This is a genomic window from Geomonas oryzae (genome assembly GCF_004117875.1).
GTDB lineage: Bacteria > Desulfobacterota > Desulfuromonadia > Geobacterales > Geobacteraceae > Geomonas > Geomonas oryzae.
Genome location: NZ_RAHW01000009.1, coordinates 126298 through 153073 on the forward strand (window position 1 = coordinate 126298; position 26776 = coordinate 153073).

Below are 26776 nucleotides of genomic sequence, written 5' to 3' on the forward strand. Positions count from 1 at the left end.
TTTGCAAAAGATTGCGGCAACGGTAGTGGTTAACCTTGCAAAGGATCTCGTTGTGTCAACTGACGCTGCATGCCCGGTTTTCTCCACCCCGCGACAAGGCCGAATATCATCCTGCTCCCCACCGCCAGAGCCTTCAGGTTGCTGGAATTGCCCCCTTTGCTGAGGCCGACCCGGTTGTGGAAGGTGATCGGACATTCAACGACCGCGAGATCTTGGGCCAGCGCGGTATCGAGAAAATGAGCGTTGAATTCCAGGTTGATCTCCGGGTTCAAGTACGGCATAAGGCACTGAAGCGCATGGTTCCTGCAGAGCTTGTAGGTGGTCCCCACATCAGTGAAAGTCCCGCGCCCCAGATGCTTCACCTCGAGCAGCTTTCCGGCGAAGAAATTGCCGTAGTACATGAAGGTGCTGAGCTGCGTGCGCCGCTCGCGCAGTTGCTCGCTTATGCGTGTTCCGTTCACGATATCGGCGTGCGGCAGGTATGCCAGGAACTTCTCGATGTCGTAAGCCCTGAAGGTCATGTCACCTTCGCATAAAAGGGTCAGCTCGGTATCTTTGCAGCTAAGCCCCTCGCTCAAGGCGCGATAGACGCAGTTGCCGTACCCCTGGAGCGGTTCGTTCACGACGAGCGCTCCGGCGGCTTGCGCGCATTGGGAGGTTTTGTCCGAGCTGTTGTTGTCGACCACGATGACGCGTCTGACCAACGGGTGCGCTTTGAAGTCCTCCACGGCGGCACCGATGCTGAGCTCGTCGTTGTAGGCCGAAAGCACGACGGTCACGCCGCAGTTTGAGGGCGGCGCCCAGCGGACCGGCTTCGTGCGGCGCTTGGAGGGGAAGAGCACGAAGAGGTCGTAGCAGATGAGCAGCCCCCCAGCGACCACGGGCATGCCGCTGTACCAGACGATCCGATCGGCCACCCAGAGCCACTGCCCGTCGCCTTGGAACAAAAGTCTCAGGAAACCGATGAAAACGCCGGTGAGATACACGCACAGCCCGGCCAGCGCGAGCAATATCCCGTACAGAAAAGCGGGAAAGGTCGCCATTTGTTGCAGCGCTGACTTTAGCGGGGACCGTTCTCTCATCGTCTTTTGTACAAAAACCACAGGTCTGATTCGGCCGCGAGGTGGAACCTGCGCTCCAGCCCGGACCGGTAGTTCTTGAGTAACCCGTCAATGGGAGACGCCGGCCGCTTCGGAACCATGACGACGTCGGCATCGCCGAAGTACCACGCCTCGGATGGGCGATGCCCGTCGCTGAAGGTGTAATTGTAGGTCGCGGCCGCCATCCCCCCCCTCGGGGCGCTTCTTCCCATGGAATACGGGAACGGGTTCATCATGTCGAAGGTCAGGACCTTGTCGGATGGGCGGGATTGCTCGAGCAAGAGGCGGATGCCGCTGTTGATGTAATCCACGTATCTTCTCCCGTTGCTGTTGGGCTCAGCACTGTCGTCGTACATGAGCAGGGGGCTCAGGCGCGGTTCGGTGAACCTCGCGAGCGAAGCGCCGTCCGAGGGCCAGGTTTTCTGCACGAGGCCGTAGGCAAGGCCGTAGAACTGGGTGAAGAATGAAACGAAAAAGAACGTTGCGCCGGCAACCAGAGCTAACCTTTCCACGCGAAACGGGGCCTTCTTCCGCGCACGAAACCGGTTGCCGCTGCGCCGGTTTACCTCGATGACCAGCAATAAGGAGTAAAGAACGGTAAGCGGCAGTTCGGTGTACTGCTGGTTGCTGCAAAGAAGCACCATGTCCAGGGCAAAAAAGAAAAAGCCCAGCAACACAAAGGCAAAGCCGGGAGCGTCGTTGCCTTGACGACCTAAGGTCATCGAGCTTTGCCACGATAACAGGACGATGAAAAGCAGGTAGATCGCGTTGCCCGATAGTTTGATCAGCAACTCCTTGTAGCTGAAGCTCATCGCCCTGGCCCCTGCCGCAAGCTGAAGATCGCGGTAAAAGGCGGCCGCGTCGAAGTCGAGGTACGCGAGAAAAGCCAGAGACGTCAGGAAGAACCCGAGCGTCATGGCGGACAGACGGGCTTTCGAGCGCCGGCCGACCACAAAGGAGGCCGCGATCATCAGCAGCGCCACCCCGAAGTAATTCGCCTTCAGAAACAACAGCAGTGCCGCGACCACCCCCGTCGATGCGCCGCCGATCTTTTCCTCCCATTCGGAAGTCGCGGTCCGCCGGAACGCCTCGATCATCAAAAGTCCAAGCAGTACGTACCCGTAACGGTTGTAATACATCGCGTGGCTTGAATTGAGCGCGCCCCACCCGAGTGGATAGGGAGAGACGAGCAGCAAGGCTAGGTAAAGACAGATGAAGAGTCTGGGAACGAAGGCCACGGCATCGCGGCTCAGGCGATATCCCCAAAGCGCCAGGACGAACGCGAAGAACGCGTTGGCGTACCCGATGGCGTTCACCGAACCATGGGAAAGGGCCATCCCGGCGCCCACCACCAGGAAGGATAGCGCCCCCCACGGGCTGGTGAAGTCCAGGTGCGGGCGTTGGCCGTTGAACACGCGCCACCCGTTATCGAGCAGGAAAAAGAAGTCGTGCCCGAACTTGCGTGTGGGAACGGCCCCCACATACGCGGCGGCAGCGCACACGGCACCGAGGCAGGCGAGAACGAGGACGCTCCGGCGCCGCCTGACCGCGTCGTAACCGTCGCGTGATGGATTTGTGAGGTCACAGCGCATGGAGAATGGTCCCTGCCTCGCGAAAGCCTAGGTGATTTCAATGCGGTTGCCGATGACGGTGGCTGCGGCGTCAAGAACGCCGACGGGGAGTTCGAGGACGCTGCAGGCCTTCACCGGCGGGGCCGATACCCGGCCGGGACGAAGCCCCTTCGTCATCGCCACCACCCGCATGTCGCGGTCCAGGAACACCACATCGATGGGGAATTTCATTCCGAAGCTGTGGACGCTGCGGCAGGGCCTGATCCACATCGCTTCTCCGGACGGGAGCTCCTCCCTGCCGAGGAGCCCCTTTAGCCTGGAGAAAAAAGTGTCGGCGACCGCGACGCGGCTCGCGATCTCTCTCCCTGAGGTCGCGTCAATCGCCCTCATGTCACCTGAACAGGTTCTCGGGGAGGAAGAGCCTGACTCCTACCGTGCCCATGAAGCTGGTCGGATCGTACTCACTGGCGGTGCCCTTTACATCACCCTTCGGTGCGAAGACCCCCTTGATCTCGGCGGTGAGTGCGACCCCCTTGGTGACGAAATAGTCGACGCCCGCATTTACGTGCCCGCCCGTGGTCCATTCGAAATCGAACTTCTGGCCGGACTGGTACTGGAAATCGCCGGTGATGAAATCGACTCCCGCCCCGAGGTAGGGAACCAGGCTGGTTTCCGGGGTGAACCGGTACTGAAGCCCCAGGGAGACATCGGTGAAGGCTGCCTCTCCGACTTTCAATCCGTTCACCTCGAGATCTATGGTCGGCACCTGGGTGATATCCAGCTCGGCCGCGAGGTTTTTGTTCAAGCCGTAGATGAGACCTCCTCCGGCAGCCAGTCCGGTTTTCGAATCGGTGGCTCCGGTGATGAAATCGTCCTGAAGGGGAACGGCGAAACCGACCTTTCCGGTGATGCCCAACCTGCCGCCGATGTCTGCGGCCATGACACTCCCCGCGGAAAGGGAAAAGATAAAAAATACCAAGAAAATGAATTTACGCATCATGCCTCCTGTAGCTGTAGGTTCATCGGGAAACTTACGGTGCCGCCTTTTCCTGGGTGAGCGAAGCGATGAATCCTCCGTAAGACCTGAGAGTTACTCCATCGACGGTGGCCGTCGCCTGGTAAATGATGGACTCGGCGTTGAAACCTCCGGGGCCCGGAGCCTCAAGCGACACGTTGCAGGTGAATATCCCCATGCCGTGATCATCGGTCCTGACCGTGACGGTTAGAGGGTTGACGCCAGGGTATGTCACAGGCGAGCCGGGGAGCGGCGGTATCAGTTGTATCAGGGTATCCGCGTTCCTCCCGGTGTTGTTTATCTCTATGGAGACGTCGAGATTGGGCATAGGAACACCGTTGTTGTCGAGCGCCTGGAAAGGCACGAGTTGCTTGAAGGTGAAAAGTCCGGCGGCATCGGCGGGCAGAGTCGCGGAAAGCGTGTTCAGGGTGCCGTCCGGGTCGGTAGGCGATTTGGAGGTGAGGAAGTTGATCACATAGCTGTTTTGACGCACGACTTCGATGGTGGTGTAGGCGGTCACGAGGCTGTCATTCACGGTCGTCGTGGCCTGAACGATGATGCTCGAGCTCGAGTTGACGGTTCCCGACCTCAGGCGGCAAACGGCATTGCCAAGGGAATCGGTGGTTGCGAGGGTGGCGACACCCTGTGCCAAAACGTTGCCTGAGAAGTCCACCATGTTGCCCGGGCCCGCCAGGACTTTGAAAGAGACCTCCTTGTTTTGCACCGGCTTCGGAGGAGACTGCAGGTCGGTGACGGAGGCGGTTAAAATGACGTCGCTGTTGACACCCACGGAAGCCTTGTCGCTGACCAGCGTCATCTTGATGATGGAGGCGGACAAAGGCTGCGTCGTTATCTGCACCGGCGCCAACGCCGTGACCGTGGTGGAATCGATGGTGGCGGATGCCTGCAGGATGACGGCAGAGGTCGAGGCGGGGTTTAAGGCGCGAACGCGCGCGAAGCATTCGCCTGAGGAACCGGTGGTGGCGGAGGCGGTTATGACGGAGGCTTCGCCCGTTGCGACGGTGAAGTTTACCGTTTTGCCGGGAACAGGGGTCCCCCCGCTGTCTTTCAGAAATGCGGTGACGTAAAACTCCTCGTTGTTGTCTACGACCTGCTTGCTCGGAGTCATGGTCAACCGGTAACTAACCGTCGAGTTCGCCGTCGGTACCACCTGGAACGGAACGTTGGCAACGATCTGATCGGTATTAACCGTAGTGGTCGCCTCGACGATCACGTTCGCCACCGATGACGGGTTACCGGCGTTCACTATCGCCGTCGCCTGACCGTTGGAATCGGTGACGGAATTTGCAGTGAGCACCGTGGCAGGTCCGGCAGCGATTCTGAAGCTCACAGCGAGATTGGAGACCGGGTTGTTGGAGCCGTCGCGGGCGGTCGCGGTAATGAGGAGTTGCTGGTTGGGACTGACCGCGCTGGAGCTTGCGGCAAGGGACAACCGAGCGCTGTTCAGGTTGACGTCCGCCGGTGAGACCTGGAAGCTACCGTAGCCGACAACGCTCTTGCCGCCGACGGTGGACGCGCCCTGAACTATGACGTTGGTCGTGACGGCGGTTGCACCGGCCCTTATGAAGGCCAGGGCTACACCGTTGGAATCGGTTTTGGCGGATGCGATGACCGCCGTCGCGGGTCCGGCCGCTATGGAGAAGTTGACGGTCTGATCGGCCACGGGCCGACTGTTGGCATCCCTCAGGGTGGCCGTCACTATCATCTCCTCGTTGACCAAGGCCGCGGTCTTGGCGGGAATGACGGTCAGCGTATAAGGGGCGGCTCCCGTGTCGGTCCCGCCGATGGTCCCGCCAGGATTGAACGGATCGGCATTTCCGCTGGAACTACTGCCGCACCCCGCCAAAGTCAGCATCAGAACCGGCAACAGTAGCAGTGCCGCCCTCACTATGTATCGCATGTCCCCTCCTCGTAATGCAGTTGAACCTGCAAAAAAGTCACTTCCTGCAAAGCCGCGAATAGATGAGAGCCAGTTCCACGGCGATAACCAGTAGAATTACGCTGTCGAAATCGATGTGCATCGCGTACCCCTCCTTCGTAGTTACAGTACCGTCATTTAAGCAGAGTCCTGCTGATCTGTACGTAAGCCGGCCCGAGGATGACGACCAGAAGAGCGGGAAATACGAACAGGATCAGCGGGAAGATCATCTTGATGGTGGTCTTTGCGGCGGCCTCCTCGGCGATCTGCCTCCTCTTGGTGCGCAAGGTGTCGGCGTGGACGGCAAGCGCCTGGCTGAGGCTCGTGCCGAAGCGTTCCGTCTGGGCGAGCATGGTGACGAAGGACTTCACGTCGTCGACCATGGTCCGCTCCGCCATGTCCTTTAACGACTCTATGCGCGGCTTGCCCGCGCGCGTCTCCATGGTCGCCACCTTGATCTCCTTCGCCAGCGGGTCGTCGGCGAACTGCGGGGTTTCCGTCGTCTTGATGAGGGCGGCGTCCATGCTGAGCCCCGCGTCGACGCAGACGGTCAGAAGATCGAGGATGTCCGGCAGGGTATGAAAGATCTTCAGCTGGCGTTCGTTGTACTGGTGGTAGAGCCAGTAACTGGGTGCCAGATACCCCACTATGGCGAGGATGATGAGCACCAGCAGCAGTTGCAAATGGAGCTCGAGCCCCTTGGCCGTCACGTAAAGCAGGAAGAAAGCCCCGGGCAAAAGACAGGTGAGCAGCAGCTTCGCGCCGAAGAAGACATAGACGCTCTCCTTGCGGTAACCGGCGGCGACGAGCATCTTCGAGTACTTCCCCTGTTCCTTGGAAGAGAGGTTCAGCATCTTCCCGAATTCACCCAGTTGGTCGTACCACTTGGGGGCTTCCTCGACCAACTCGACCTTGCTCACAGGCTTCACTTCGAACTTCTCGAGCCTGTTCTGGACGATGCTGCGCCGCGACATGTACGGGTAGACGAGGGCCGCCGTCAGGAGCAGGATGGCGATGAACACCGTTGCGGTAATTGCGTAGACCATCGAGCCTCCTAGATCCTTATCCTGATGATCTTTCTGATGACGAACAGGCCCACGACCTGCAGGACCACGGCAAGGCCCAGGACGTAGAGCCCCCTGGTTTCCTTGTACAGGACCGACTCGTAATGCGGGTTCAGGATGTTGAACATGAAGAAGGTGAATACCGGCAGCACGCCGAGCACGTAGCCGGTCATCCTCCCCTGGGCGGTGTAGACCCTGACCTGACGCCTTATCTTCAACCGCTCTCTGATTGTCTTGGCCAGGTTTTCCAGGATCTCAGAGAGGTTCCCGCCGACGTCGTTGTTGATGGCGATCGCGGTGGTGAAGAACCTGAGGTCCAGGCTCTCGATCCTCTCGTTCATGTTGTTCAGGCTTTCGGTGATCCTCAAGCCCAAAAGCTGCTGATCATATGCGGTTTTGAAAAGCTCCCCCACGGGGTTCTGGATCTCTTCACCCACGAGTTGGATGGCACTGGTAAAGGAGTGCCCCGCGCGCAGCGAGCGCGAGATCATGGTGAGGGCATCGGGAAAAAGCTCGGTGAACTTCTCAAAGCGCTGTCTGATCTTGTAGTTCAGAAAGATGAACGGAGAGAGCGAGAAACCCACCGCAACAAGTAGGGCAACGAGTATGGACTTGAACATGAAGAGCGAGATGACCAGGCCGAACAGGGTAAGCCCCGCGGCGAGGATGACAAAGCGCGACGAGGTGATATCGAGGCCTGCGTGGTCGAGCTTCTTGTCGAGGTCCCGGGTGAGGGGGAATGAGGCGAGGATGCGGTCCAGGGGCGGCGTCTCCCGGATGATCTCAGCGCGCAGATCCTCGGGCATCCCCTGCGCGCCGGTGTCCCGGGCGAGGCGCTGCAGGCGCCTTTTCAACTCGTACTTGGGCGAGGTCCTGACGGCGGCGACACCTAAATAAATGGTGAGGCAGAGACAGAAGACCGCCAGGAAGGTCACGATCACGATCGGTAGCAGCAAGGCGCCCTCCTCCTAGTTCTCGAAGATCCCCGGGGGGAGTTCGAAGCCGTAGACCCTGAAGCGCTCGGCGAACATGGGGCGCACCCCGGTCGCGCGATACACGCCGACCACCCTCCCCTCCTTGTCGATGCCGCGCTGGTCGAAGACGAAGATGTCGTGCATGACGATGGTGTTTCCTTCCATACCGGTGATCTCGGAGAGCTTGACCACCTTCCTGGTGCCGTCCGAGAAACGCACGAGCTGAACGACTATGTTCAGCGCCGAGGCCACTTGCTCCCTTATGGCACGCTCCGGCAGATCCATCCCGGCCATGAGCACCATGGTTTCGATACGTGCGAGCGCGTCCCTCGTGGTGTTAGCGTGGACCGTGGAGATCGAGCCGTCGTGACCGGTGTTCATCGCCTGGAGCATGTCGAGCGCCTCGCCGCCGCGGATCTCGCCCAATATGATGCGGTCCGGTCGCATCCTCAGGGCGTTGCGCACGAGGTCGCGCTGGGTGACCTCCCCCCTCCCCTCGATGTTCGGCGGGCGCGTCTCGAGCCGCACCACGTGGTCCTGTTTCAGGTGGAGTTCGGCGGAGTCCTCTATGGTGATCACGCGCTCGTCCTGGGGGATGTATTCGGACAAGACGTTCAGCATGGTCGTCTTACCGGTGCCGGTACCCCCGGAAACGAGGATGTTGAGCCTCGTCTTAACCGCCCCTTCGAGCATCTTCTCCATGCGGGGGTCGAGCGTTCCCAGGTTCAGGAGATCGCTCATCTTGAGCGGGTCCTGCCCGAAACGGCGGATGGAGAGGACGGGGCCGTCCAGGGCCAGCGGCGGGATGATGGCGTTCACGCGGGAGCCGTCGGGAAGCCTCGCGTCGACGTAGGGGGAGGACTCGTCGATGCGCCTGCCCACCTTCGAGACGATGCGTTCGATGATCTGGAGCAGATGGGCGTTGTCCTTGAAGCAGACCTCGGAGCGGACCAGCTTACCGAAGCGCTCGACGTAGACCTGCGAACTCTTGTTCACCAGGATATCGGATACGTGCGGGTCGGCGAGCAGCGGCTCAAGGGGGCCCAGGCCGAAGGTCTCGTGCTGGATCTCGACGACCAGGCGGTCCCTCTCGAACTGGTTCAGCGGCACCCCTTCCTCGATGATCAGGTTTTCGATGACGAAGCCGATCTCCCGGTTCAGTTCGTTCGCGCCCAAGAGGTCCAGCTTGGCGAGGTCGAGCCGCTCGATCAGGCGCCGGTGGATGCGGCTTTTAAGGTCCTGGAAGAATTCCTGGTCCTTGATGCTGCCCGGCATTTGAAATGGGTTGTTGGGAACCATAGAAGAACCTCTCGTTTTCTGGCAGCCCCGGGTAAGCCATCACCTTAGGCGAAGCCGCGGGCGTCACTGTTTCGTCATCATCTCGGCAAGGTTGAGGATCGCCTTGCTCACGGGGGAGCCGGGAGAGATCCTGACCACGGGCATCCCCTTGTTGATCGACCCCACCACATCGATGTAGTCGTTGGGTATGGTCTGGTAAACGGTGGTCCCGAGGACCTTTTCCGCGTCCTTCACCTGGATGTCCGCCTTAGGCAGATAGCGGTTCACCACGAGTTTCACCCGGTCCTTTCTGAGCCCCTTTCTTTCCATCGCCGAGAGGTAGCGCTTGCTGTTTTTAAGCGCTGGGAGGCTAAGCGTCGTGGTGAAGAGGATCAGGTCGGAGGATTCGAAGATCGCCATGTTGCATCCGGCGAGCGGGCCGCCGCAATCGACGACGACGTAGGTGAACACCCCGCGCAGGAACTCGAGGATGCGGCGCACCTGGTCCGGGGTGATCAATATGGCGTCGTCCACCTCGCTCGGCTCGGTGAGGACGAAGGGACCGGAACTGTGCCTGGTCATCACCGTCATCAGGAAGTTCGCGTCGAGTCGATCTATGTTGCTCGTCACGCTGCTGAGCGTGTAGGTGGGGCTCACGTCGAGGAAGGTGCTGATGTCGCCGGAGTAGAGGTTCAGGTCGACCAGGGCGACCCGGGTCCCTTCCGAGGCGAGGCTTGCGGCGAGGTTCACCGCGACGGTCGTGGTGCCGACCCCCCCGGTCGGGTAGTAGACCGAGAAGATCCTCCCCTTCGGGGTATCGTCCCCCCCCTTGGCGAAGAGGAAGCGCCCCACCTTCTGCAGCGCCTGTTTGAGCTCCTCCTGGGTGATGGGACGCAGCATGTACTCCACGGCGCCGGCGCGCATGAGCGACAGGATCCAGTCCGAGCTCTTCTCGGCGGCACTGACGATCACCGAGGTCCTCGGGAACTTGGCGCAGATGAGCTGCACCTCCTGCATACCCTTTTGTATGTCGTCCACCTCGAGCATGACGACGTTCGGGGACGACTTCTCGATCATCCGCAGCCCCTCGGAGAATTCGCTCGCCGAGCCCACGATGCCTATCGTTTCCGAAAAAGGGCGCAGGGTGGCTTCTATCGCGGTCCGGGCGGAGTGATCGCTATCTATGATGACCAGTGAGATGAGTGGCTGCATGCAACGGTCCTTTTGGCTGCGGCGTTATTTCACGAGTACCGGAGATTTCCCCATGAGGGAGGGATCTCCGCAGGGAAGACAGTCGAGTCTGGTGAAGGTGACCCCCGGAGAAGCCCCCTTCTCCACGTTGGTGATCCAGGCGATGGCGTACATGGTCAGCGGGTAAGGGACCGGCTGGTCCCCCGGCGGACAGGAAGCGACCGGCGCCCCGTATTTGTCCACGCCCGGCCCGACAATCGGCACGATGACCTCCCACTTGCCGTCCGCGTCACGCTGGGCCTCGAATTCCTTTTTGAGCTCCTGGACCGCCTCGCCAACGCCGTTGTTGGTGTAGATCCCCTTGTTGCAGACGTCCGGGGGGTGCAGTTCGCTGCGGATGTACTTGGCGATATCGCTTTGCGGGCCGAGATCGGTCGCCTGGGAAGAAAATGAAAAATCGGTCCACCCGACGGTGAGTTCAGGGGGGGGAGCGGTGGCGCCGGACTGCTTGAAGTAGAACTTGACCGGGGCCGCAACACTAGGCGGCGTGGCCATGGTGCACGGCGTTTCACACAAGGCGATCGGGATGGTGGGCCTCGGCGGCCGCATGGCTATCGCCTCTGCGGAAGCGGACATCTCGGGCCACCCATCCCCTCCGCCCGGCAGCAGGGCGAAGATCTTGCCGAAGAAGAGCTGCACCTTGCCCTGTTCGGCGGCGCTTGCTCCGGCCACCGTCCTGCGTGCGACCACCCGGACCGCGTTGATCGGAAATCTGGCCGAGGAGAAGGGCGGCGTCGCGGTGGCGGTCCAGTTTCCGATGGTCACGTCCCCTTCGGTGACCGCCACATCGTCTCCCGCCGCCTTGTTCTTAGCTGCGAACTCGATCGCCTTCTGCTTCACCGAGGCGCTGTCGCCAAGGTTCATGGCGGCACCGGCCAAGGCCGCGGCATCGGCTGCGTTTTGCAACTGTCCTCTCGTCACGTACATGTAACCCAGGTCGACGGCGAGGCTCACGAAGCCGACCAGCACCACGATCATGAGCGCGATGTAGACGACTGCGAACCCCCTGCGATCGTTTGTGATTACTCGCCTGTTGGCATCCATGACAATTCCCTCTCCTGTTCAGGAGTAAGCTTCTTGTCGGTCGGCAGCTCTGCCTTCGCCACCGGCGCGGGCTTCACGATGACGGGCGTAATGAAGAAGACCAGTTCCTTCTCCTTTATGTCTGTGCTTGTGGAGCGAAAGAGCGCCCCGAGAACCGGGATGTCGCCCAGAAGCGGGATCTTGGACATGTTCCTGATCTCCTCCTCTTGGAGCAACCCGGCAAGGACCAGGCTCTGGCCGTCCTTCAGCTCGACACTCGTGTCCACGTTTCTCGTGTCGATGATGGGGTAACCGTTCACCGGGAGGTACCCCTGGATGCTGCTCACCTCGGCCGGGTTGATCTTCAAAGCGATCATGCCGTTTTCCAGCACCTCGGGCTTGAACTTGAGCTTTATGCCGACCGTCTCGTACCTGATGGTCGTGGTGGCCTGGCCGTTGGCGCTTTCGATGACGCTGAGCGGGATCTTGGTGCCGGCGAGGAAGTTCCCTTCCTGGGAACTCTTGACCAGAAGGTTCGGCTCGGCGAGCACCTTGGCGAGCCCCTTGGAACTGAGCGCTTGCAGCACGGAACTGATCCCCGCCGGGAAATATGAGACCCCGGCCTGGAAGGTGTCCAGCGAGCCGAGGCTTCCCAAGGTGGGCGCGATGCCGCTCAGGGACCCCCCGGGGGCACCGACGAGATTCGAGTACCCCTCCGCCGTGCTCCCCTTGGCGAAGAAGCTGATACCGAGCTTTTTGAGCGACGACTTGTCCACCTGGGCGACCTTCACCTGCAAAAGTACCTGCTGGGGCTCGTTCACCGTGATGTTGTTGATCACCTTCCCCGCGTACGCCTTGGCGATTTCGAACGCCTTGGCCCTGGTCTGGTCGTTGGCGACGTTGCCGGAGAGAACCACGGTGTCGTTGGCGAACTGCACCTCGATGGAGTCGTTCGGGGCCATTTCCTTCAACTGGCTCTGGATCGCTTCCCGGTCGCCGACCACCTTCAGGTCGAAGAAGGTCGGCACGGGGCGCTCGTCCCCGTCCCCCTTGGTCCATATGATCATGCTGGTGTTGCCTATGGTGATGCCGTCCAGCTTCAGCACGTATTCCGACAGGATCTCAGGGACCACGAACTTGTTCGTGTTCGCCGCATCGGTTTCCGAGCTTCTCTTTCTGGAGACTCCGGCGGGGACGACGTTGGAGGCGTCAGCAGTCCCGGGGCGCGCCGCGACGACCGTTACGTCGGTATCCTTCTCAGTCGCCTCCTTCTTGGTGTTGGCAAGCGTTACGAGCACGATTCTCTTGTTCTGGCTTTTGAAGTCCACCAGGATGCTCTTGTACAGCCCGACCTCCAGGGGAACACCGGCATTCGCCACGGTCACATATGCGCAGGTAACCAACAACGCCCAGACCAAAAGCCGCAGTTGTTTTTTCAGGACGGTTATCATCAATGCACCTCATTTGAGCTTATGTGGTTAGCACCTATTGAAGGACGAACTCCTTGGTCGTGCGGACGCCGCCGTCTATGAGGGTGACGGTGTGTCCGGACCGCTGCGGCTGGACCTGCGCCTGGGGCTTTGCCTTCGGCGCCGATACCGGGCGCGGAGCCTTGCGTGCCGGGCGCTTGGCAACTGCCTTGACGGGCTGTGGTGCGGCTTCGGGCGCCTGCGCCTGCACGGGGGGCATCGAGGAGCCGGCAAGGACCCTGGCTATGGTGGCCCCCTTGGCGTAGATGGGACCGGTGTCGGCGATGTTTCTCAAAAGAAGCTGCAGGGAGCCCTTGCTGCCGCCGACGACAAGCTTCTCCGCGTCGTCCGGCACGAGGTCTAGGGTGACCGTCGGGACGACCACGGGCTTGCCCTCTTTCTGGTCGGTGATCTGTCCGGTGGCGAGCACCGGGATGTTCTGGAGGATGATCTTGCTGATGTTCTCGTTCTGGGATCCTGGCAGGGGGGTGGTGAGGACTACGTCGACACGGTCGTTGGGCGTGATGAAACCGGCGACCCCGGCGACCTCGTTCACAGCGACGGTGACGGCCCGGTGCCCGAGGGGGATGATGTAGGTCATGAAGCCCGACCCCGGGACACCGGCCCTTGGTTTGAGCTTCTGCTCGGTTACCGCGTCACCGCTCGAGATGGGGCGGATGGCCACGCGCCCGACCAGGGACTTTACCTCGGAGCTGCTGCCGGGGGGAATGCTGTCCTTTGGCCAAGTGGTCACCTTCAACTGCGGCTCGGAAATCGTGCCGCCGATGGGGATGTCACCTGCGGCCACCACTATGCTCTGTGGCTGGACCGCCTTGGTCTTATTCATCTCCGTTTGCAGATAGTGGAAGGTGAGCCAGGCCGCGATTCCCGCGAAAACAAGCGCAAGAACCGCTACAACGATTACCGCCTTCGGTCGAGTCATAGCACCTCCTGAGGGTAGGCAAGTTATTCATAACGCATCGAGGCAGCACCAGTGACGATATTGGTGATGGGGATCAGTTTGGGGAGGATCGCCTCGTATTTATCCCAGGTTACTTCCACGCTGACGCTGTCGCCGGCGCTAAGCCCCGCAGGAGTCGCCAGTTCGGCATACGCGATATTGACGACAACTTCGTTTTTGGGAATGCCGTTGTAGATCGATTCGCAGATGGTCTTGTAGACCGCGCCGTTGCCGGGGGATGCGACAAACTCGGCATCGGTGCAGGACAGGGTGTGGGTGGTGGCACTGGCGGCCATGCCGTCCTTGTGCGTGGTCGCGTCGTACTTGGGGGTGACGACCGCGGTCCTCGCCGCCGCCCGCGCGGCATTGTTGAGGGTGTTCTTCAGATACATGTATCTGCCGAACTCGAAAAGTCCCATGATCAATAAAATCAGCACGGGAAGTATTATCGCAGTCTCAACGATCGCCTGACCTTTTTGCTGATTCATTATTTTTCCCTAACAACAAATGTCAACCACTGTATCTGCATTGGTAAACTTTTATACAAATAGACAAAGATGTCAAGCCATCTGGAACAAAAAAAAGGAGAACCGGACATTGTGAAAGATTAACACTCCCCCAGTGTGTCCGATTCTCCGTCTTGAGTGAGATGCCTGTCAAAAACAGTCGTCAACGACCCGCTATTTGACAGTCATCGAGTTGTCGACCTTGCTGAAGACCTGATTCGTCTTACTCCCCAGAGAGGTCATGATGGCGATGACCACCACCGCTATTAGCACGAGGATGAGAGCGTACTCGACCAACCCTTGACCCTTCTGGCCTTTAAGGGCTGCGAAACCGGCAAGCAGTCGAACGTAAAAAGCTTTGATCCATTCAGTCATGGCACATCTCCTTTTCGGCTTGATATATTCCGCACTCAAAAGTCGAGATGCAGGCGAATCCCATTCACTTTATGCTGCAGGTGACGCTGGAGTTGATGACCTCGTATGTGGCATTAAGCCGGTTGCCGAACCCAAGGACACCAAGGAAAACTGCGACAGCTATAAGCAAGAGCAACAACGCATACTCAACAAGTCCCTGCCCACTACTGTCAGACCGAAAGCGCGTCCTGGCAAACTCTTTGAGGTTGACTGCTGGCATAAATCTCCGGGTCGTGCGAGGCTGCCGTTTCGGGTTAACTTGTAAATCAGTTATTAAATTATGTCAACTTGATGCGCTAAAATAGTAAAATTATTTTTTTGTAATGTCGTCGTATACGATTTATATTTTATTAAATATGGTTAAGACAGTGCTGCGATGGCTGGATTCAGTATATCCTGAGCACATTGTGTGCCGCCGAAGCGGTCAAGCGAACCATTTCACTGCAATCCGCAGATATCACGACATCTTACGGATGTTAACGGGGGGGGAAGTTCGAAAGAATGACCAGGCGGGTGTAAGCGGACTGTAACGGAGAAGTGTAAAGAGAGTGTAAAGCTGTTGTAAACGGGCCCGGCGGCGTCGTTACTTCGCGTCGTCCTTCTTTATGCCGTATTTCTTGATGAGGGCGTACATGCTCGGCCTGCTAATCTGAAGCTGGCGTGCGGCCCTTGCGATGACGTAGTCGTTTTGCTCAAGCGCTCGAAGGACGCTCTCACGCCTTGTCTCGGCGCGGGAAGGCCCCGGCTGCGGCTCAGACACCGGCTGCACAGCGGCATGGTGGCAGTCCTCCTCCAGTTCCATGCACGCAGGCTCGATGATTCCATCGCTGGCCATCAGGAACCCCCTGCGCACCTTATTTTCAAGCTCCCTGACGTTACCCGGCCATCGGTGTTGGCGTATCGCCTCGACGGAAGCGGCGGAGAAATCGATGCGCCGGTTCTCGGAGGCGGCAAATCTGTCCAGGAAATGCCTGGCCAGGCGGACCTTGTCCTCGCCCCTCTCCCTGAGCGGGGGGAGCTTGATGGTAAAGGAGTTCAGGCGGTAGTAGAGGTCGGCCCTGAAGCCCCCCTCCGCCATCGCCTTCTGCAGATCGCGGTTGGTCGCGGCGACGATCCTGACGTCGATCTTTCTGGAGGTGGAAGCTCCGACCCTTTCGATGAGCCTGTCTTCGAGAAAGCGCAAAAGCTTCGCCTGCAGCGTCGCGGGGAGGTCGCCGATCTCGTCGAGGAAGAGCGTGCCGCCGTCGGCGGACTCGAACCTCCCCTTCTTGGTGGCGTAAGCGCCGGTGAAGGCCCCCTTTTCGTAGCCGAAAAGTTCCGCCTCCAGCAAGGCTTCCGGAATGGCGGCACAGTTTACCGCCACGAACGGCCCTTCCCTGCGCACACTCAGGTTGTGCAGGGCCTTGGCCGTCAGCTCCTTCCCGGTACCGCTTTCGCCAAGAAGAAGGACACTCATCTCGGTAGGAGCAACCTTTCGGATCATCGCGAATACGGCGAGCATCCCCTCCGAAGTACCTATGAACTCGCTGTCGGGAGAGCGATGCTTGATCTTCAGCAGCTTGGAATCCACGAAATCGATGATCTTGTCGATGTGTTCCAGGTTTAGCCGATTGAGGCGGATGTTGAGGCGCTGCGCGAAGGTGTTCTCGATGTGCCGTTCCAGGTAGCTGTCCTTGCCGAAATTTAGGTACAGGTTGCATCCGTCGCAGGAACCTTCACGGGAATCGTCGGGATGGCCGCAATAAGGGCAATCATCACTCGGCGCGAGCTTCCCCTTTATGTGCTCCCAAAGCGTCTGCATGGTCTTCTTGTCGGAGTAGAAAATACGGATGGCGGCGCCGTTTTCGCTGCGTCGCACCAACCTGGCCCGCAGTTCCACCTCGCCTGCGCCCGGCAGGACCGGCCGAATGGCGAAGAGCTCGGGGAGCTGAGTGGTGAGACCGGATACCAAGGCCCCGCTGAGACTCAGCTCCTTGATGGTCACCGTTTCGCAATGGCGCTCATCCCTCGAGATGTATTGTACGACAGAGTCCAGGTTAGTCCGGACTCTCACATCGAGTCTGCCCATACGGTCCCCGCACGATCTCACTGTATCAGGTGGACGCAAGCGTTAAAATATGTCAATATAACACTCGTCTTTTGTGTAACCCGTTAAGGCTGGAATCAGCCGCCAAAGTCTCACACCCTTTACATATAGCGGATTTGATCTAGAATTCTACCCGATGACGCTGAATTATTCCTACATTTGAGGACACCAATGCTAGTACTCGGCGAAAAATTGCTTAAGGAAAACGTGATAACGAAGGCACAGCTTGATGCGGGGGTGGAGAGACAGCGCCACTACGGCGGGAGACTGGGGCAGAACCTCATCGCCCTCGGCTTTGTGACCGAGAGGGACATAAAGAAGCTGTACCAGAAGGATCCTCCTCCCCCGCGCACCGTGGAGGACACCGGGCTCGACGCATCCTTCATCGCCGACCTGATCACCAAACACATCCTCTTCATGGGGGAGTTCCGGATGGCGGACCTGGTTGAGCGGGTGAAACTCCCCCTGTCCGTGATCGGCGCGGTGCTCGAAGTGCTGAAGCGGGAGCGCCTGGTCGAGATCAAGGGAGCGACCAGCTACTCCTCGGCGACCTACAACTTCAAGATCACCGAGCTCGGGCAGAAAAGGAGCTCGGAGCTCATGGAGCTCTGCCGGTACGCGGGCCCGGCGCCCGTATCCATCGAGGATTACCGGAACATGGTGGAACTGCAGACGATCAGATCGGTGGCGATAAACGACGCGAGCCTTCGGCAAGGTTTCTCGCATCTCGTGTGCAGCGAGGACCTCTTCAAACGCCTGGGACCCGCTGTCACTTCGGGCAAGACGGTCTTCATCTACGGCCCCCCGGGAAACGGCAAGACCGCCATCGCCGAGGCGATCGGGCACGTGCCGGAAGACCTCGTGTACGTCCCTTACGCCATCGACATCGGCGGGCAGATCATCACGGTGTACGACCCGGTGAACCACATGCCGGTGGTGCCGGTGCTGCCGCAGGAAAGCGTCGACCAGCGCTGGGTCCTCGTGCGCAGGCCGGTGGTCATGGTAGGCGGCGAGCTCACCATGAGGATGCTCGATCTGGACTTCAACGTCATCTCCAAGTACTACGAGGCGTCGCTGCAGTTGAAGGCGAACAACGGCATCTTCATCCTCGACGACTTCGGGCGCCAGCAGGTTGAGCCGAGGCAGATCCTGAACCGCTGGATCGTCCCTCTTGATCGCAACATCGACTTCATGACACTGCACACCGGTATGAAGTTCGTCGTACCCTTCGACATGCTGGTCCTCTTCGCCACGAACCTCGACCCGAACAGCCTCTTGGACGAGGCGTTCTTGCGCAGGATCAGGTACAAGGTCGCCATCGACCGCCCCAACAAGGAGCAGTTCCAGCTCATATTCAAGATGGTGTGCCAGGGCGCGGACGTCCCGTACGACCAGGCGGTGTTCGACTACCTGATGAACGAGTGCTACCCGAGGTACGGGGCGGTTCCCAATGCGTGCCACCCGCGGGACCTCATCGAGCAGATCGTGGTGGAGTCGCGTTACAACAGCGTCCCGGCGAGGCTCACCCGGGAAAACATCGACATGGCATGCGCCAACTACTTCGTCAAAGGCGGCGCCGAGTGATCACATAAAGCCATCCGTTCAGCATGCCCGCAGGCAAACAGGCTGACAGGAAAGGAGTTGAGCATGGGGGGGCAGGTTCCAACCGTCATCCAGCACGTGGAGCTTCGTCCCCTTCGTCATGGCCGGAAAGCGCCCGGCGGAAACAGGTAACCGTCATGGATAGCGAGATACTGGCAAAAGTCGTTGCTGCGGAGCGCGAGATACAAAAGGGTCTCGAAGCGGAGGAGCTTGCCGCTGAGCGCATGCTGGAGGAGCTTCGGCAGGAACTGGACCGGCGAACCAGGCAGGAAGAGGAAGCACTCGCGGCCGAGCGCAGCGAGGCACTGGCGGGTGCGCGACGCGAGGCCGCCGCAAAAGCGCGGCGGACGATCGCGCAGGCACGGCAAAAGGCGCGGCGCCTGGCAGAACTCCCCGCCCCGCTCCTTGAACGCCACGTGCTGCGCCATATAGGGGGCATCATTCCGGAGCGGTAGCGATGATCGCCAGAATGGTAAAAGTCGAGATCGTGGGCCCGGCGGGCCTGGCGGTCGAAGTCCTCTCGCTTTTGCGGGAACTCGGCGTCTTCCAGATCGAGCCGGACAGCGCCGCGTTCATCCCCGTCGAGGACCGGGACAAGGTGCACTCGCTGCTTTTGGACGACAAAACCATGGGCGAGCGGATGTACTACGAGGAGCTGAAAGAGAGGATCGACGAGCTCTTCGCCTGTCTTCCGCGCGGCGAGCCCCGGCGCAGTTACCTCGCACCGCTCACCGTGCTCGACTCCGTATCCCAGACGGTGCGCAGACACCTGGGGGTGTGCCGCGAGTGGTGCCGCGCCAGGGAGTCGCTGCAGCGGGAGCTGGTTGAACTCGAGCGCTACGGCGCCGTTTTGGACGCGCTCGAGCCGCACCTGGCCGGGTTGGACGGCAGAAGCGGCCTCGAATTCATCGCCGTGACGCTAACCGGCCACGACGCGCTAGAGGAGTTCGTGCGCATGCTGGCGCGCCTCACCAGTAACCGCTTCGGGATCACCACCCCGCACACGGACGACGGCACCCTCATGGCGCTCGTCACCCTGGAGAAAGGGGCGGCGGACAGGGTGCGCGCGGCCCTGGGAGAGCAGCACGTGCCGGAACTCGCCCCGCCTGCGACGCTGGCTGCGGTCCCCCTTGCCGAGAAGGCGACGGCGCTTCGACGCAGGAAGGAGGCGCTCGGCGTGGAACTGAGCGCCATCGACGGGAAACGCGCGGCTTTCGCCGCCCAGTGGGGCGCGCTCTACAGGGGGGTCCGCAACTGGCTCGACGAGCGCCTCACCCTGATGAAAAACATCCCCTACCTCATGCAGAGCGACATGTGCTTTTTCATCCACGGCTGGACCCCGGAACAGGAGCTTGAGCGCCTGGAGGAGGAAGCCGGCAGGCGCTTCGCCGGTGCCGTGGTGGTCGAGCGCAGGGAGATCCTGGAACAGGACCTGGACCAGGTGCCGGTCACCCTGCGCAACCCTCCGTTTCTCCGCCCCTTCGAGCTCTTCGCGAGGCTCCTCCCCCTCCCCCGTTACGCGACCCTCGACCCGACCCCCTTTCTGGCGATAGGCTTCCCGCTCTTTTTCGGGATGATCCTCGGAGACGCGGGGTACGGAGCCGTGCTGCTGCTCATCTCCCTCGTCCTAGTCAGGCGCGCGCCGGGAGGGGACCTGCGGGACGCCGGCAAGATCCTGCTCGTCTGTTCCTGCTACGCCATCGTCTTCGGGTTCCTCTACGGGGAGTGTTTCGGCGCGTGGGGAGCGCAGTTGCTCGGGATCGACAAGGCGCTCCTGGTCGAGAGGCGCCGGGCCATCCTCCCCATGCTCCTTCTGGCCGTATCGATCGGAACGGTCCACGTGGTCATCGGCCTGGCGCTGGGGGTCGTCACGGCGCTGCGGCGCAGGACCGGGAAGGAGGCCCTTTTCAAGGCGGTGAACATCGCCGCCATCCTCTGCATTGCGGGGGCGATCCTTTCGCTGGTCGAGGTCTTCCCAAGGGCCTTCGCGCCCCCGCTCGTCTTCGCCCTGCTCGCGCTCATACCGGCGCTCATCTTCTCCGGGGGGCTTCTGGCGCCGCTCGAGCTGATGAAGCACGTCGGCAACATCGTCTCGTACGCGCGGATCATGGCGATCGGGCTCGCCTCGGTGCTCCTCGCGCGCGTCGCCAACAGCTTCGCCGGGCTCACCGGCAACGTGGTCGCCGGGGTGCTGCTCGCCCTGCTCTTCCACGCCATAAACCTGGTGCTCGGCGTCTTCTCGCCGGCGCTCCACGCCCTGCGCCTGCACTACGTGGAGTTTTACAGCAAGTTCATGATCAGCGGCGGCAGGAAGTTCGAACCGCTGAAGAAGTAGAGCCGCAGAAACTACAGGAGGTCGACATGGATAAGTGCTACCTGGCTCTTGCAGCCGCCCTGGCCGTCGGGCTTTCGGCCGTAGCCACCGCGTGGGCGCAGTCGCGCATCGGCGCGGCCGGTGCGGGCACCATCGCGGAAAAACCCGAACTGACCGGTACGGTGATCATCATGCTCGCCATACCGGAGACCATGGTGATCCTCGGCTTCGTCGTGGCGGTCATGATCCTGGCGGGCTAGCGGGAGGGGACTTGGGAACGGAAGAGCTGCTGGCCGCCCTGCGCCTTGAAGGGGAGCGCGAGGCGCGGGAGATAAGGGACAGGGGCGAGGCCTCGGCGCAGCGCCTGAGGGAAGAGGCGCAGGAGCGGCTCGCCCTCGTCCGGCAGGCGCACCGGCGCGAACTGGAGGCCCAGGTACGTTCCGAGCTGCAGCGTTGCGACGCCGCGGCACGGCGCGCCGCGCGGCTAATCCTTCTGAAGGGCTACGACGGGCTCGCCAGAAGGCTCTGGGACATCTCCGTGGAGCTTTTGCCGGCGCTGCGGGACGAGGGGTACCCGGAACTCTTCAAGCGCCTGGCGGCCGAGCTTCCCCAAAGGGAGTGGCGCATGGTCCGGGTCAACCCGCAGGACGCCGATCTCGCCGCCGGGCTTTTCCCCGATGCGGACATCGTCGCGGACCGGGAGATCAGCGGGGGACTTGTCGCCGTCTCCCCAGGAGAGGAGCTGCAGGTCATCAACACACTGGAAAAGCGCCTCGAGCGTGGATGGCCCGAACTGCTCCCGATGATCCTCAAGGAGGTGGAGGTGGATGCGGATGCATGACCGCACAGCCTTTCTGGCGTCCCCATCGGAAGGGTTCCCCACGGACTACCTTCTGGCAAGGTTGAAAAGCAGGCGTCCCCGCCTCGAAACGCGGCACCACGGCATCGGGGAAACCGCCCTCAAACGGGAAGCGCCGTCCCCTCCGGGGGCTCTACGTGGCGCGGACGGGGTGCGCGAAGAGTACCGCTGGGTCTACCGGCAGATGAACCCGGGCCTCAGGAAACGGTTCGCCCCGTATTTCCTCTGGTTTGAACTGAGAAGCATCCTCATCGCGCTGCGGCACCTGAGGTCCGGGGAGAAGGAACTGGTCGCCCTGTCCCTTGACGGGAGCATGCTTTCGCCCGAGGTGCGCGGGCTTTTCACCTCCGCCGGTGCTCCCTTTACGGACGCGAGCCCCCTGATCCGCCTCCTGCAGGCGCAGGCAAGCGACGCGCGTCAGCTGGCCGCGTGGTACCGCGAGGGAAAGGGGCGGGAATACGAGCGTAAGACGGTCTCCCTCTACCTCGAAGGGGTCGGCCGGGATCGGCTTTCCCCGCCTGTGGGGTTGTTCTTCGCCCTGCTGACCGACGTGAAGAACCTCGTGGCACTCGCCAAGCAGCTGCGCTGGGGCGTCCCCGACCCCGCCGCCTTCATGGACGGCGGAGCCATCCCCCGGCAGCGTCTGTGCGAGGAACTGGAGAAAGGAGAAAGTGGGCTGGACCGGATGCTGCGCAAGACGGTCCGGCGCGGTACTCCCGATACGGTGCCGGAAAGGGTCGAGCATGCGCTCTTGACCCAACTGACCGGCCGGATACGCAGGGAAGCGGAGACGCGGTCAGGGGAAGCGTTCATCCTCGCCTACCTATGGGAGTGTCACCTGCGCGCGAGAAACAAGGCGCTGCGCTTTCGCGCAGGGAGTTTCGGAGAGGAAGGACCGGCAACGGAGCTGTTCGCATGAAGAGAATCGTGGTGATAACGCCTCCTGACGCGCTCTTTGGCTTCACCCTGGCCGGGGTGTCCCAGACGGTCACCTCTGCCGACGAGGCGGAGGCCGCGGTGCGCCGCCACATCGAAGACCCGGAATGCGGCGTGGTGATCGTGGACGAGCGGCTTCTTTCCGGCATCGATGAAGCGCACCTGCAGGAGATGGAGAAACGCTGGTTCGGGGTGCTGGTGGTCCTCCCCGCTCCGGAAAAGGGTGCGGTGGAGGAGGACTACGCGCAGCGCCTGATCCGCAGGGTGATCGGCTACCACGTGAGGCTCGCGCCGTGACCGGGCGGATCCTCGGCATAGCGGGGCCGACGGTCGCCGTCGACCTGCCGGGGCTCAGGCTGTACGACCTTGTGCAGGTAGGCGAGTCGCGCCTGATCGGCGAGGCGGTTCGGCTCGAGCCGGGACGGGCGATCCTCCAGGTGTACGAGGACACGCGCGGCCTGGCCGTGGGCGAGCCCGCCGTAAGCCTCGGGCGTCCCCTCACCGTGCAGCTTGGCCCCGGGCTCCTTTCCGGGATGTACGACGGTCTGCAGCGCCCCCTGGAGCGCCTCGCGCGCCTCACCGGCCCGTTCATCGCCACGGGGGCGTCCCCCTCCCCGCTCGACCCTGAACTGCGCTGCCGCTTCACATCGGAACGAAAGCCCGGCGACGTGGTGCGCACCGGGGACTGCTTGGGCGAGCTGCACGAAGGACGTTTCCGGCACCCGGTGCTCGCGCAGGTATCCGGAACCATCGCCGCCATCGCGCAGGGTGAAGTGAACCCGGCGCAGGGTGTGGGGCTCATGGCCGACGGCAGCGGCATCGCCGCCTGCACCGTCTGGCCGGTGCGCCACCCCCGCCCCTGCCTCAAAAAACTCTCCCCCACCCTGCCGCTCGTCACCGGGCAGCGCGCCATAGACTTCCTGTTTCCCATGGCACGTGGGGGGACGGCGATCTTCCCCGGCGGCTTCGGAACCGGAAAGACCATCCTGGAGCAGAACATAGCGAAGTTCGCCTCGGTGGACGTCGTGGTGTACGTCGGCTGCGGCGAGCGCGGCAACGAGATGGCGGAACTCCTCGAGGAGTTCGCGGGACTGAGCGACCCATGGAGCAATCGACCGCTCATGGAGCGTACCGTGGTAATCGCGAACACCTCGAACATGCCGGTCGCCGCGCGCGAGGCCTCCATCTACACGGCGGTCGCCATGGCCGAGTACTACCGCGATCTCGGCTGCCACGTGCTGCTTCTGGCCGACAGCATCTCCCGCTGGGCCGAGGCCCTGAGGGAGATCTCCGCCTCCCTCGAGGAAATGCCCGGTGAGGAGAGCTATCCAACCTACCTGAGCTCGCGGCTCGCCGCCTTCTTCGAGCGTGCCGGGACGGTGCGTACCCTCAACGGCAGGACGGGCTCCCTCTCCATGATCCTCTCCGTCTCCCCTCCGGGAGGCGACTTCACCGAGCCGGTGACCCAGGCCTGCCTGCGCACGGCGGGGGCCTTCTTCATGCTGGACACCTCCCTCGCCCATCGCCGCCACTTCCCCGCCATCAACTGGTTCCAGAGCTACTCCCTTTACACGGCGGACATGGTGCGGCATTTCTCGGGCGAGGTCTCGGGGGAATGGGGAGAACTGCGCGGCCGCTGCCAGGATCTGCTCCAGCGTGAGGAGACCCTGCGCGAGGTGGCCGAGATCGTGGGTGTCGAGGGTTTGCAGGATGCGGATCGGCTTTTGATGCGGCTGGCCGAGCGCATCAGGGAGGAGTTTCTCTGTCAGAACGCCTACGGCGACGATGCCTTTTCCCCGCCGGAGCGCACCGTCGCCCTGATCCGGGAACTGGTGGAGCGTTACGACGCGGCCCTGGCAAGGCTGAAAGAGGGGGCATTGCCGGACGAACTGCCGAGCACCGAAGCGGGGTGATCCATGCGTCTTTCCGAGCACATATACAAGACCGTCGCCTCGATCCGGGGGCCGCTGCTCTTCGCTGAGCGGATCGCCCGCGCGCGCATCGGCGAGGTGGTCCGCATCGCCTGCCCAGGCGGGGACACCGTTGAAGGCGAGATCCTGAAGATCGAGGGAGAGACCGTGCTCATCCAGGTGTTCGGTGAGACCCGTGGGTTGAGCCTGGGTGCGAGCGTCGTATTCACCGACCAGGTGAAGAAGGCCCCGCTCTCCGAGGAAGCGATCGGCCGCATCTTCGACGGCTCCTTCACCCCCATCGACGGCGCCCCCATGTACGCGGCGAAACGATGGGGCGCCATCACCGGCGCGCCGATCAACCCGACCTCGCGCGCACGCCCAGAGGAGTTCATCGAGACCGGGATCACCTCGATCGACCTTCTGAACACCCTGGTGAAGGGGCAGAAGCTCCCTATCTTCTCCTGCGCCGGCCTTCCCGCCAAGGAGATGGCGGCGGCGATTCTGCGCAACGCTCGCCTTTCCGCCGGGGGCTCCTTCGTCACCGTCTTCGTGGCTCTCGGCCTGCCGCACCACGAGTTCTCCTTCTACATGGATGTCCTCGCGGGGATGCAGGGGAACTTCGTCGCCTTCATCAACCGTGCGGGCGAGCCGGTCATGGGAAGGCTCCTCGCGCCGCGCCTTGGCCTCGCGGTGGCCGAGTACCTCGCCTTCACGCACGGCATGGACGTCCTCGTCCTCATCACCGACATGACCAACTACTGCGACGCGCTGCGCGAGGTCTCCACCGCCAGGGAGGAGCTTCCCGGCAGGCGCGGGTACCCGGGTTACATGTACTCCGATCTCGCCTCGCTCTACGAGAGGGCCGGGCGCATCAAGGGGGTCGCCGGCTCGGTCACCATGCTCCCGGTGGTGACCATGCCCGAAGACGACGTCACCCACCCGATCCCGGACCTCACCGGCTACATCACCGAGGGTCAGATCGTCCTGTCCAGGGAGCTGCACCGCAGGGGGATCTTCCCGCCCGTGGACGTGCTCCCGTGCCTCTCAAGGCTCATGCAGCGCGGTATCGGCGCGGGACGGACCAGGGAGGATCACCGGGCCATAGCCGACACGCTTTACAAGCTCTACGCTAAAGGGCGCGACCTGCGCAGGCTGGAGGCGATCGTCGGGCGCGAGGGGATGGCCGAGGGGGACCGCGCCCTCCTGGACTTCGCGGAACAGATGGAACACGAACTGGTGCACCAGGGGGACGAGCGCCGCGCCATCGCGGAGAGCCTCGACAAGGGGGCCGCCCTGGCGGCGAAGTTCGCCGGGAGGGGGACGTGATTCCCCCGACCCGCACCAACCTGCTCCTGTCCCGGGAGAAGATCCGCTCGGTCTCCGGGAGCGTCGCGATCCTGAAGGCGCGCAGGCTCGCCCTGATCCGGGAATTCCTTGCGATGTCGGCCCCGTTTCTGCGCTCGCGCGATGAGGTGAAGGGGGCGTACGGCCGGGCCCTGGCGCGGCTGCATCTGGCCCTGGGGCACGAGGGGGAGGAATTCGTCGCGTCGCTGGAGTACCCCACGGCAAGGCCCCTCGAGGTGGAGGTAGTCGAGCGGAGCGTGATGGGGCTTTCCTACCGGGAGATCATGGTGGCCGGGGAAACGGTGCGTCCTCCCGACCGGCGCGGCTACGACCACCTTTCGACAAACCCGCACCTGGAGGAGGGCATAGCCGGTTTCGAGGCCATTCTCGCGGAGATGCTGCAGGTCGCCATGTTCGAAAGCAGGATGAAACGGATCGGCGAGGAGATCCTGCGCGGTTCCCGCCGCATCCGGGTACTGGAGGAGCGGCACCTCCCGTCGCTGCGAAGCGACGTCAGGAGAATCGCCGAATACATCGGCGAACGGGACAGGGAGTCGTACTGCCGCCTAAAGCAGTTCAAGCAACTCATGGTCGAGCGCCGCCGTCAGGGAACCGGCTCCGAAGGTGCCGCCCCCCCTTCGGAGTGAAGGGGAGGGAGAGGCGGAACCGATATGATCACGAACCAATACCAGATCGGCATGGGGCTTAGAAGCATACGGCGCCGCCGCAAGATGCTCTGGATAGTCATCACGATCTATTTCCCCCAGGTCTGGCTGACCATCGAGCTCAGCGGGTCCAACACTGCCCTCGCCATCGTCTTCACCGTGTGGTTCATCATGCTCTGGAACTGCGTGATGCTGGTCGCCTTCGCCAGGTGCCCTAGCTGCGACAACTACTTCCACATCAAGTCCTTCTTCCCCACCTACCACAAGCGCCGCTGCCTGCACTGCGGGCTCTCCCTGCGCGCAGACCTCGATTCCGAGTCCGGCTGAAATCCACAGCCGAAGGCAAATCCCCCCTGCCCCCCCTTTGTATAGACCGGAGACATAGGTTACACATGTTCGGAGACATGGGTGACACTTATTACCAAGAAGTGACTTTCCTCTTTGGAGGTGGGCATGCCTTGGCAAGAGGTGACAACCATGACCCTCAGGGCA

At 61.8% G+C, this 26776-nt stretch carries 26 protein-coding genes; 11 read left to right on the plus strand and 15 right to left on the minus strand.

Annotated features, from left to right (window positions below):
• Positions 1-29 precede the first annotated feature (29 nt).
• From D6Z24_RS19620 to D6Z24_RS19695, 15 genes are all read right to left on the minus strand, one after another.
• Positions 30-1043, minus strand: coding sequence for a glycosyltransferase family 2 protein (locus tag D6Z24_RS19620; RefSeq protein ID WP_246014740.1), 1014 nt, complete (start codon positions 1041-1043; stop codon positions 30-32).
• A 35-nt stretch (positions 1044-1078) separates the two neighbouring features.
• A complete protein-coding gene (locus D6Z24_RS19625; protein ID WP_129128312.1) occupies positions 1079-2692 on the minus strand; it encodes a hypothetical protein in 1614 nt (537 codons plus the stop codon).
• A 27-nt stretch (positions 2693-2719) separates the two neighbouring features.
• The gene (locus D6Z24_RS19630) at positions 2720-3061 is read right to left on the minus strand and encodes a DUF192 domain-containing protein (RefSeq protein WP_129128313.1); all 342 of its coding nucleotides are present in this window, start codon (positions 3059-3061) and stop codon (positions 2720-2722) included.
• A gap of 1 nt (position 3062) precedes the next feature.
• Positions 3063-3671, minus strand: a complete 609-nt coding sequence (locus D6Z24_RS19635) for an outer membrane beta-barrel protein (protein ID WP_129128314.1) — start codon at positions 3669-3671, stop codon at positions 3063-3065.
• Between the two features lie 31 nt (positions 3672-3702).
• Positions 3703-5607, minus strand: coding sequence for an Ig-like domain-containing protein (locus D6Z24_RS19640; protein WP_129128315.1), 1905 nt, complete (start codon positions 5605-5607; stop codon positions 3703-3705).
• A gap of 152 nt (positions 5608-5759) precedes the next feature.
• On the minus strand, positions 5760-6671 hold the full coding sequence (locus D6Z24_RS19645) for a type II secretion system F family protein (protein ID WP_129128316.1): 912 nt from the start codon (positions 6669-6671) through the stop codon (positions 5760-5762).
• 8 nt (positions 6672-6679) lie between these two features.
• The gene (locus D6Z24_RS19650; RefSeq protein WP_129128317.1) at positions 6680-7645 is read right to left on the minus strand and encodes a type II secretion system F family protein; all 966 of its coding nucleotides are present in this window, start codon (positions 7643-7645) and stop codon (positions 6680-6682) included.
• 12 nt (positions 7646-7657) lie between these two features.
• Positions 7658-8962 (minus strand): CpaF family protein, encoded by a 1305-nt coding sequence (locus D6Z24_RS19655; protein WP_129128318.1) that lies wholly within the window; start codon positions 8960-8962, stop codon positions 7658-7660.
• A 63-nt stretch (positions 8963-9025) separates the two neighbouring features.
• Positions 9026-10153, minus strand: a complete 1128-nt coding sequence (locus D6Z24_RS19660) for a response regulator (protein ID WP_129128319.1) — start codon at positions 10151-10153, stop codon at positions 9026-9028.
• Positions 10154-10177: 24 nt separating this feature from the next.
• The gene (locus tag D6Z24_RS19665) at positions 10178-11236 is read right to left on the minus strand and encodes a pilus assembly protein TadG-related protein (protein WP_129128320.1); all 1059 of its coding nucleotides are present in this window, start codon (positions 11234-11236) and stop codon (positions 10178-10180) included.
• Positions 11215-12666, minus strand: a complete 1452-nt coding sequence (locus tag D6Z24_RS19670; RefSeq protein WP_129128321.1) for a type II and III secretion system protein family protein — start codon at positions 12664-12666, stop codon at positions 11215-11217. Before D6Z24_RS19670 ends, D6Z24_RS19665 begins: the two co-directional genes overlap by 22 nt.
• Positions 12667-12700: 34 nt before the next feature.
• Positions 12701-13627, minus strand: a complete 927-nt coding sequence (gene cpaB / locus D6Z24_RS19675) for a Flp pilus assembly protein CpaB (RefSeq protein WP_129128322.1) — start codon at positions 13625-13627, stop codon at positions 12701-12703.
• A gap of 23 nt (positions 13628-13650) precedes the next feature.
• The gene (locus D6Z24_RS19680) at positions 13651-14133 is read right to left on the minus strand and encodes a TadE/TadG family type IV pilus assembly protein (RefSeq protein ID WP_129128323.1); all 483 of its coding nucleotides are present in this window, start codon (positions 14131-14133) and stop codon (positions 13651-13653) included.
• Positions 14134-14325: 192 nt separating this feature from the next.
• Positions 14326-14526 carry a Flp family type IVb pilin gene (locus D6Z24_RS19685; protein WP_129128324.1) on the minus strand — a complete coding sequence of 67 codons (201 nt, stop codon included), beginning with the start codon at positions 14524-14526 and terminating at the stop codon, positions 14326-14328.
• A gap of 622 nt (positions 14527-15148) precedes the next feature.
• A complete protein-coding gene (locus tag D6Z24_RS19695) occupies positions 15149-16633 on the minus strand; it encodes a sigma-54 interaction domain-containing protein (RefSeq protein ID WP_129128326.1) in 1485 nt (494 codons plus the stop codon).
• A gap of 189 nt (positions 16634-16822) precedes the next feature.
• Between D6Z24_RS19695 and D6Z24_RS19700 the strand changes: the two genes are divergently transcribed.
• The 11 genes from D6Z24_RS19700 (at position 16823) to D6Z24_RS19750 (ending at position 26611) form a co-directional block, all read left to right on the plus strand.
• Positions 16823-18235, plus strand: a complete 1413-nt coding sequence (locus D6Z24_RS19700; protein ID WP_129128327.1) for an ATP-binding protein — start codon at positions 16823-16825, stop codon at positions 18233-18235.
• 155 nt (positions 18236-18390) lie between these two features.
• Entirely contained in the window at positions 18391-18708 is a 318-nt protein-coding gene (locus D6Z24_RS19705; RefSeq protein WP_129128328.1) for a hypothetical protein, read from the plus strand.
• 2 nt (positions 18709-18710) lie between these two features.
• Positions 18711-20588: a V-type ATP synthase subunit I gene (locus D6Z24_RS19710; protein WP_129128329.1), complete on the plus strand. Its 1878-nt coding sequence runs from the start codon at positions 18711-18713 to the stop codon at positions 20586-20588.
• A 26-nt stretch (positions 20589-20614) separates the two neighbouring features.
• Positions 20615-20827, plus strand: coding sequence for an ATPase (locus D6Z24_RS19715; protein ID WP_129128330.1), 213 nt, complete (start codon positions 20615-20617; stop codon positions 20825-20827).
• Positions 20828-20838: 11 nt separating this feature from the next.
• Positions 20839-21408, plus strand: coding sequence for a V-type ATP synthase subunit E (locus D6Z24_RS19720; protein WP_129128331.1), 570 nt, complete (start codon positions 20839-20841; stop codon positions 21406-21408).
• Positions 21401-22345, plus strand: a complete 945-nt coding sequence (locus D6Z24_RS19725) for a hypothetical protein (protein WP_129128332.1) — start codon at positions 21401-21403, stop codon at positions 22343-22345. The genes D6Z24_RS19720 and D6Z24_RS19725 overlap by 8 nt, the downstream gene beginning before the upstream one ends.
• Entirely contained in the window at positions 22342-22659 is a 318-nt protein-coding gene (locus D6Z24_RS19730) for a V-type ATP synthase subunit F (protein WP_129128333.1), read from the plus strand. The genes D6Z24_RS19725 and D6Z24_RS19730 overlap by 4 nt, the downstream gene beginning before the upstream one ends.
• Positions 22656-24275, plus strand: coding sequence for a V-type ATP synthase subunit A (locus D6Z24_RS19735; protein ID WP_129128334.1), 1620 nt, complete (start codon positions 22656-22658; stop codon positions 24273-24275). The genes D6Z24_RS19730 and D6Z24_RS19735 overlap by 4 nt, the downstream gene beginning before the upstream one ends.
• A 3-nt stretch (positions 24276-24278) precedes the next feature.
• Positions 24279-25601, plus strand: a complete 1323-nt coding sequence (locus tag D6Z24_RS19740) for a V-type ATP synthase subunit B (protein WP_129128335.1) — start codon at positions 24279-24281, stop codon at positions 25599-25601.
• Positions 25598-26266: a V-type ATP synthase subunit D gene (locus D6Z24_RS19745; protein WP_129128336.1), complete on the plus strand. Its 669-nt coding sequence runs from the start codon at positions 25598-25600 to the stop codon at positions 26264-26266. Before D6Z24_RS19740 ends, D6Z24_RS19745 begins: the two co-directional genes overlap by 4 nt.
• A 24-nt stretch (positions 26267-26290) precedes the next feature.
• The gene (locus D6Z24_RS19750; RefSeq protein ID WP_129128337.1) at positions 26291-26611 is read left to right on the plus strand and encodes a hypothetical protein; all 321 of its coding nucleotides are present in this window, start codon (positions 26291-26293) and stop codon (positions 26609-26611) included.
• The last annotated feature ends 165 nt before the right edge of the window (positions 26612-26776 follow it).

Bases quoted from the DNA above. Each gene is read 5' to 3' on its own strand.
- D6Z24_RS19670 (WP_129128321.1), bottom strand. From the start codon at position 12,666: ATGATAACCGTCCTGAAAAAACAACTGCGGCTTTTGGTCTGGGCGTTG.
- D6Z24_RS19665 (WP_129128320.1), bottom strand. From the start codon at position 11,236: ATGGATGCCAACAGGCGAGTAATCACAAACGATCGCAGGGGGTTCGCA.
- D6Z24_RS19640 (WP_129128315.1), bottom strand. From the start codon at position 5,607: ATGCGATACATAGTGAGGGCGGCACTGCTACTGTTGCCGGTTCTGATG.
- D6Z24_RS19740 (WP_129128335.1), top strand. From the start codon at position 24,279: ATGCGTCTTTCCGAGCACATATACAAGACCGTCGCCTCGATCCGGGGG.
- cpaB (WP_129128322.1), bottom strand. From the start codon at position 13,627: ATGACTCGACCGAAGGCGGTAATCGTTGTAGCGGTTCTTGCGCTTGTT.
- D6Z24_RS19680 (WP_129128323.1), bottom strand. From the start codon at position 14,133: ATGAATCAGCAAAAAGGTCAGGCGATCGTTGAGACTGCGATAATACTT.
- D6Z24_RS19645 (WP_129128316.1), bottom strand. From the start codon at position 6,671: ATGGTCTACGCAATTACCGCAACGGTGTTCATCGCCATCCTGCTCCTG.
- D6Z24_RS19705 (WP_129128328.1), top strand. From the start codon at position 18,391: ATGGATAGCGAGATACTGGCAAAAGTCGTTGCTGCGGAGCGCGAGATA.
- D6Z24_RS19695 (WP_129128326.1), bottom strand. From the start codon at position 16,633: ATGGGCAGACTCGATGTGAGAGTCCGGACTAACCTGGACTCTGTCGTA.
- D6Z24_RS19710 (WP_129128329.1), top strand. From the start codon at position 18,711: ATGATCGCCAGAATGGTAAAAGTCGAGATCGTGGGCCCGGCGGGCCTG.
- D6Z24_RS19750 (WP_129128337.1), top strand. From the start codon at position 26,291: ATGATCACGAACCAATACCAGATCGGCATGGGGCTTAGAAGCATACGG.
- D6Z24_RS19660 (WP_129128319.1), bottom strand. From the start codon at position 10,153: ATGCAGCCACTCATCTCACTGGTCATCATAGATAGCGATCACTCCGCC.
- D6Z24_RS19715 (WP_129128330.1), top strand. From the start codon at position 20,615: ATGGATAAGTGCTACCTGGCTCTTGCAGCCGCCCTGGCCGTCGGGCTT.
- D6Z24_RS19630 (WP_129128313.1), bottom strand. From the start codon at position 3,061: ATGAGGGCGATTGACGCGACCTCAGGGAGAGAGATCGCGAGCCGCGTC.
- D6Z24_RS19700 (WP_129128327.1), top strand. From the start codon at position 16,823: ATGCTAGTACTCGGCGAAAAATTGCTTAAGGAAAACGTGATAACGAAG.
- D6Z24_RS19625 (WP_129128312.1), bottom strand. From the start codon at position 2,692: ATGCGCTGTGACCTCACAAATCCATCACGCGACGGTTACGACGCGGTC.
- D6Z24_RS19725 (WP_129128332.1), top strand. From the start codon at position 21,401: ATGCATGACCGCACAGCCTTTCTGGCGTCCCCATCGGAAGGGTTCCCC.
- D6Z24_RS19730 (WP_129128333.1), top strand. From the start codon at position 22,342: ATGAAGAGAATCGTGGTGATAACGCCTCCTGACGCGCTCTTTGGCTTC.
- D6Z24_RS19635 (WP_129128314.1), bottom strand. From the start codon at position 3,671: ATGATGCGTAAATTCATTTTCTTGGTATTTTTTATCTTTTCCCTTTCC.
- D6Z24_RS19685 (WP_129128324.1), bottom strand. From the start codon at position 14,526: ATGACTGAATGGATCAAAGCTTTTTACGTTCGACTGCTTGCCGGTTTC.
- D6Z24_RS19655 (WP_129128318.1), bottom strand. From the start codon at position 8,962: ATGGTTCCCAACAACCCATTTCAAATGCCGGGCAGCATCAAGGACCAG.
- D6Z24_RS19620 (WP_246014740.1), bottom strand. From the start codon at position 1,043: ATGGCGACCTTTCCCGCTTTTCTGTACGGGATATTGCTCGCGCTGGCC.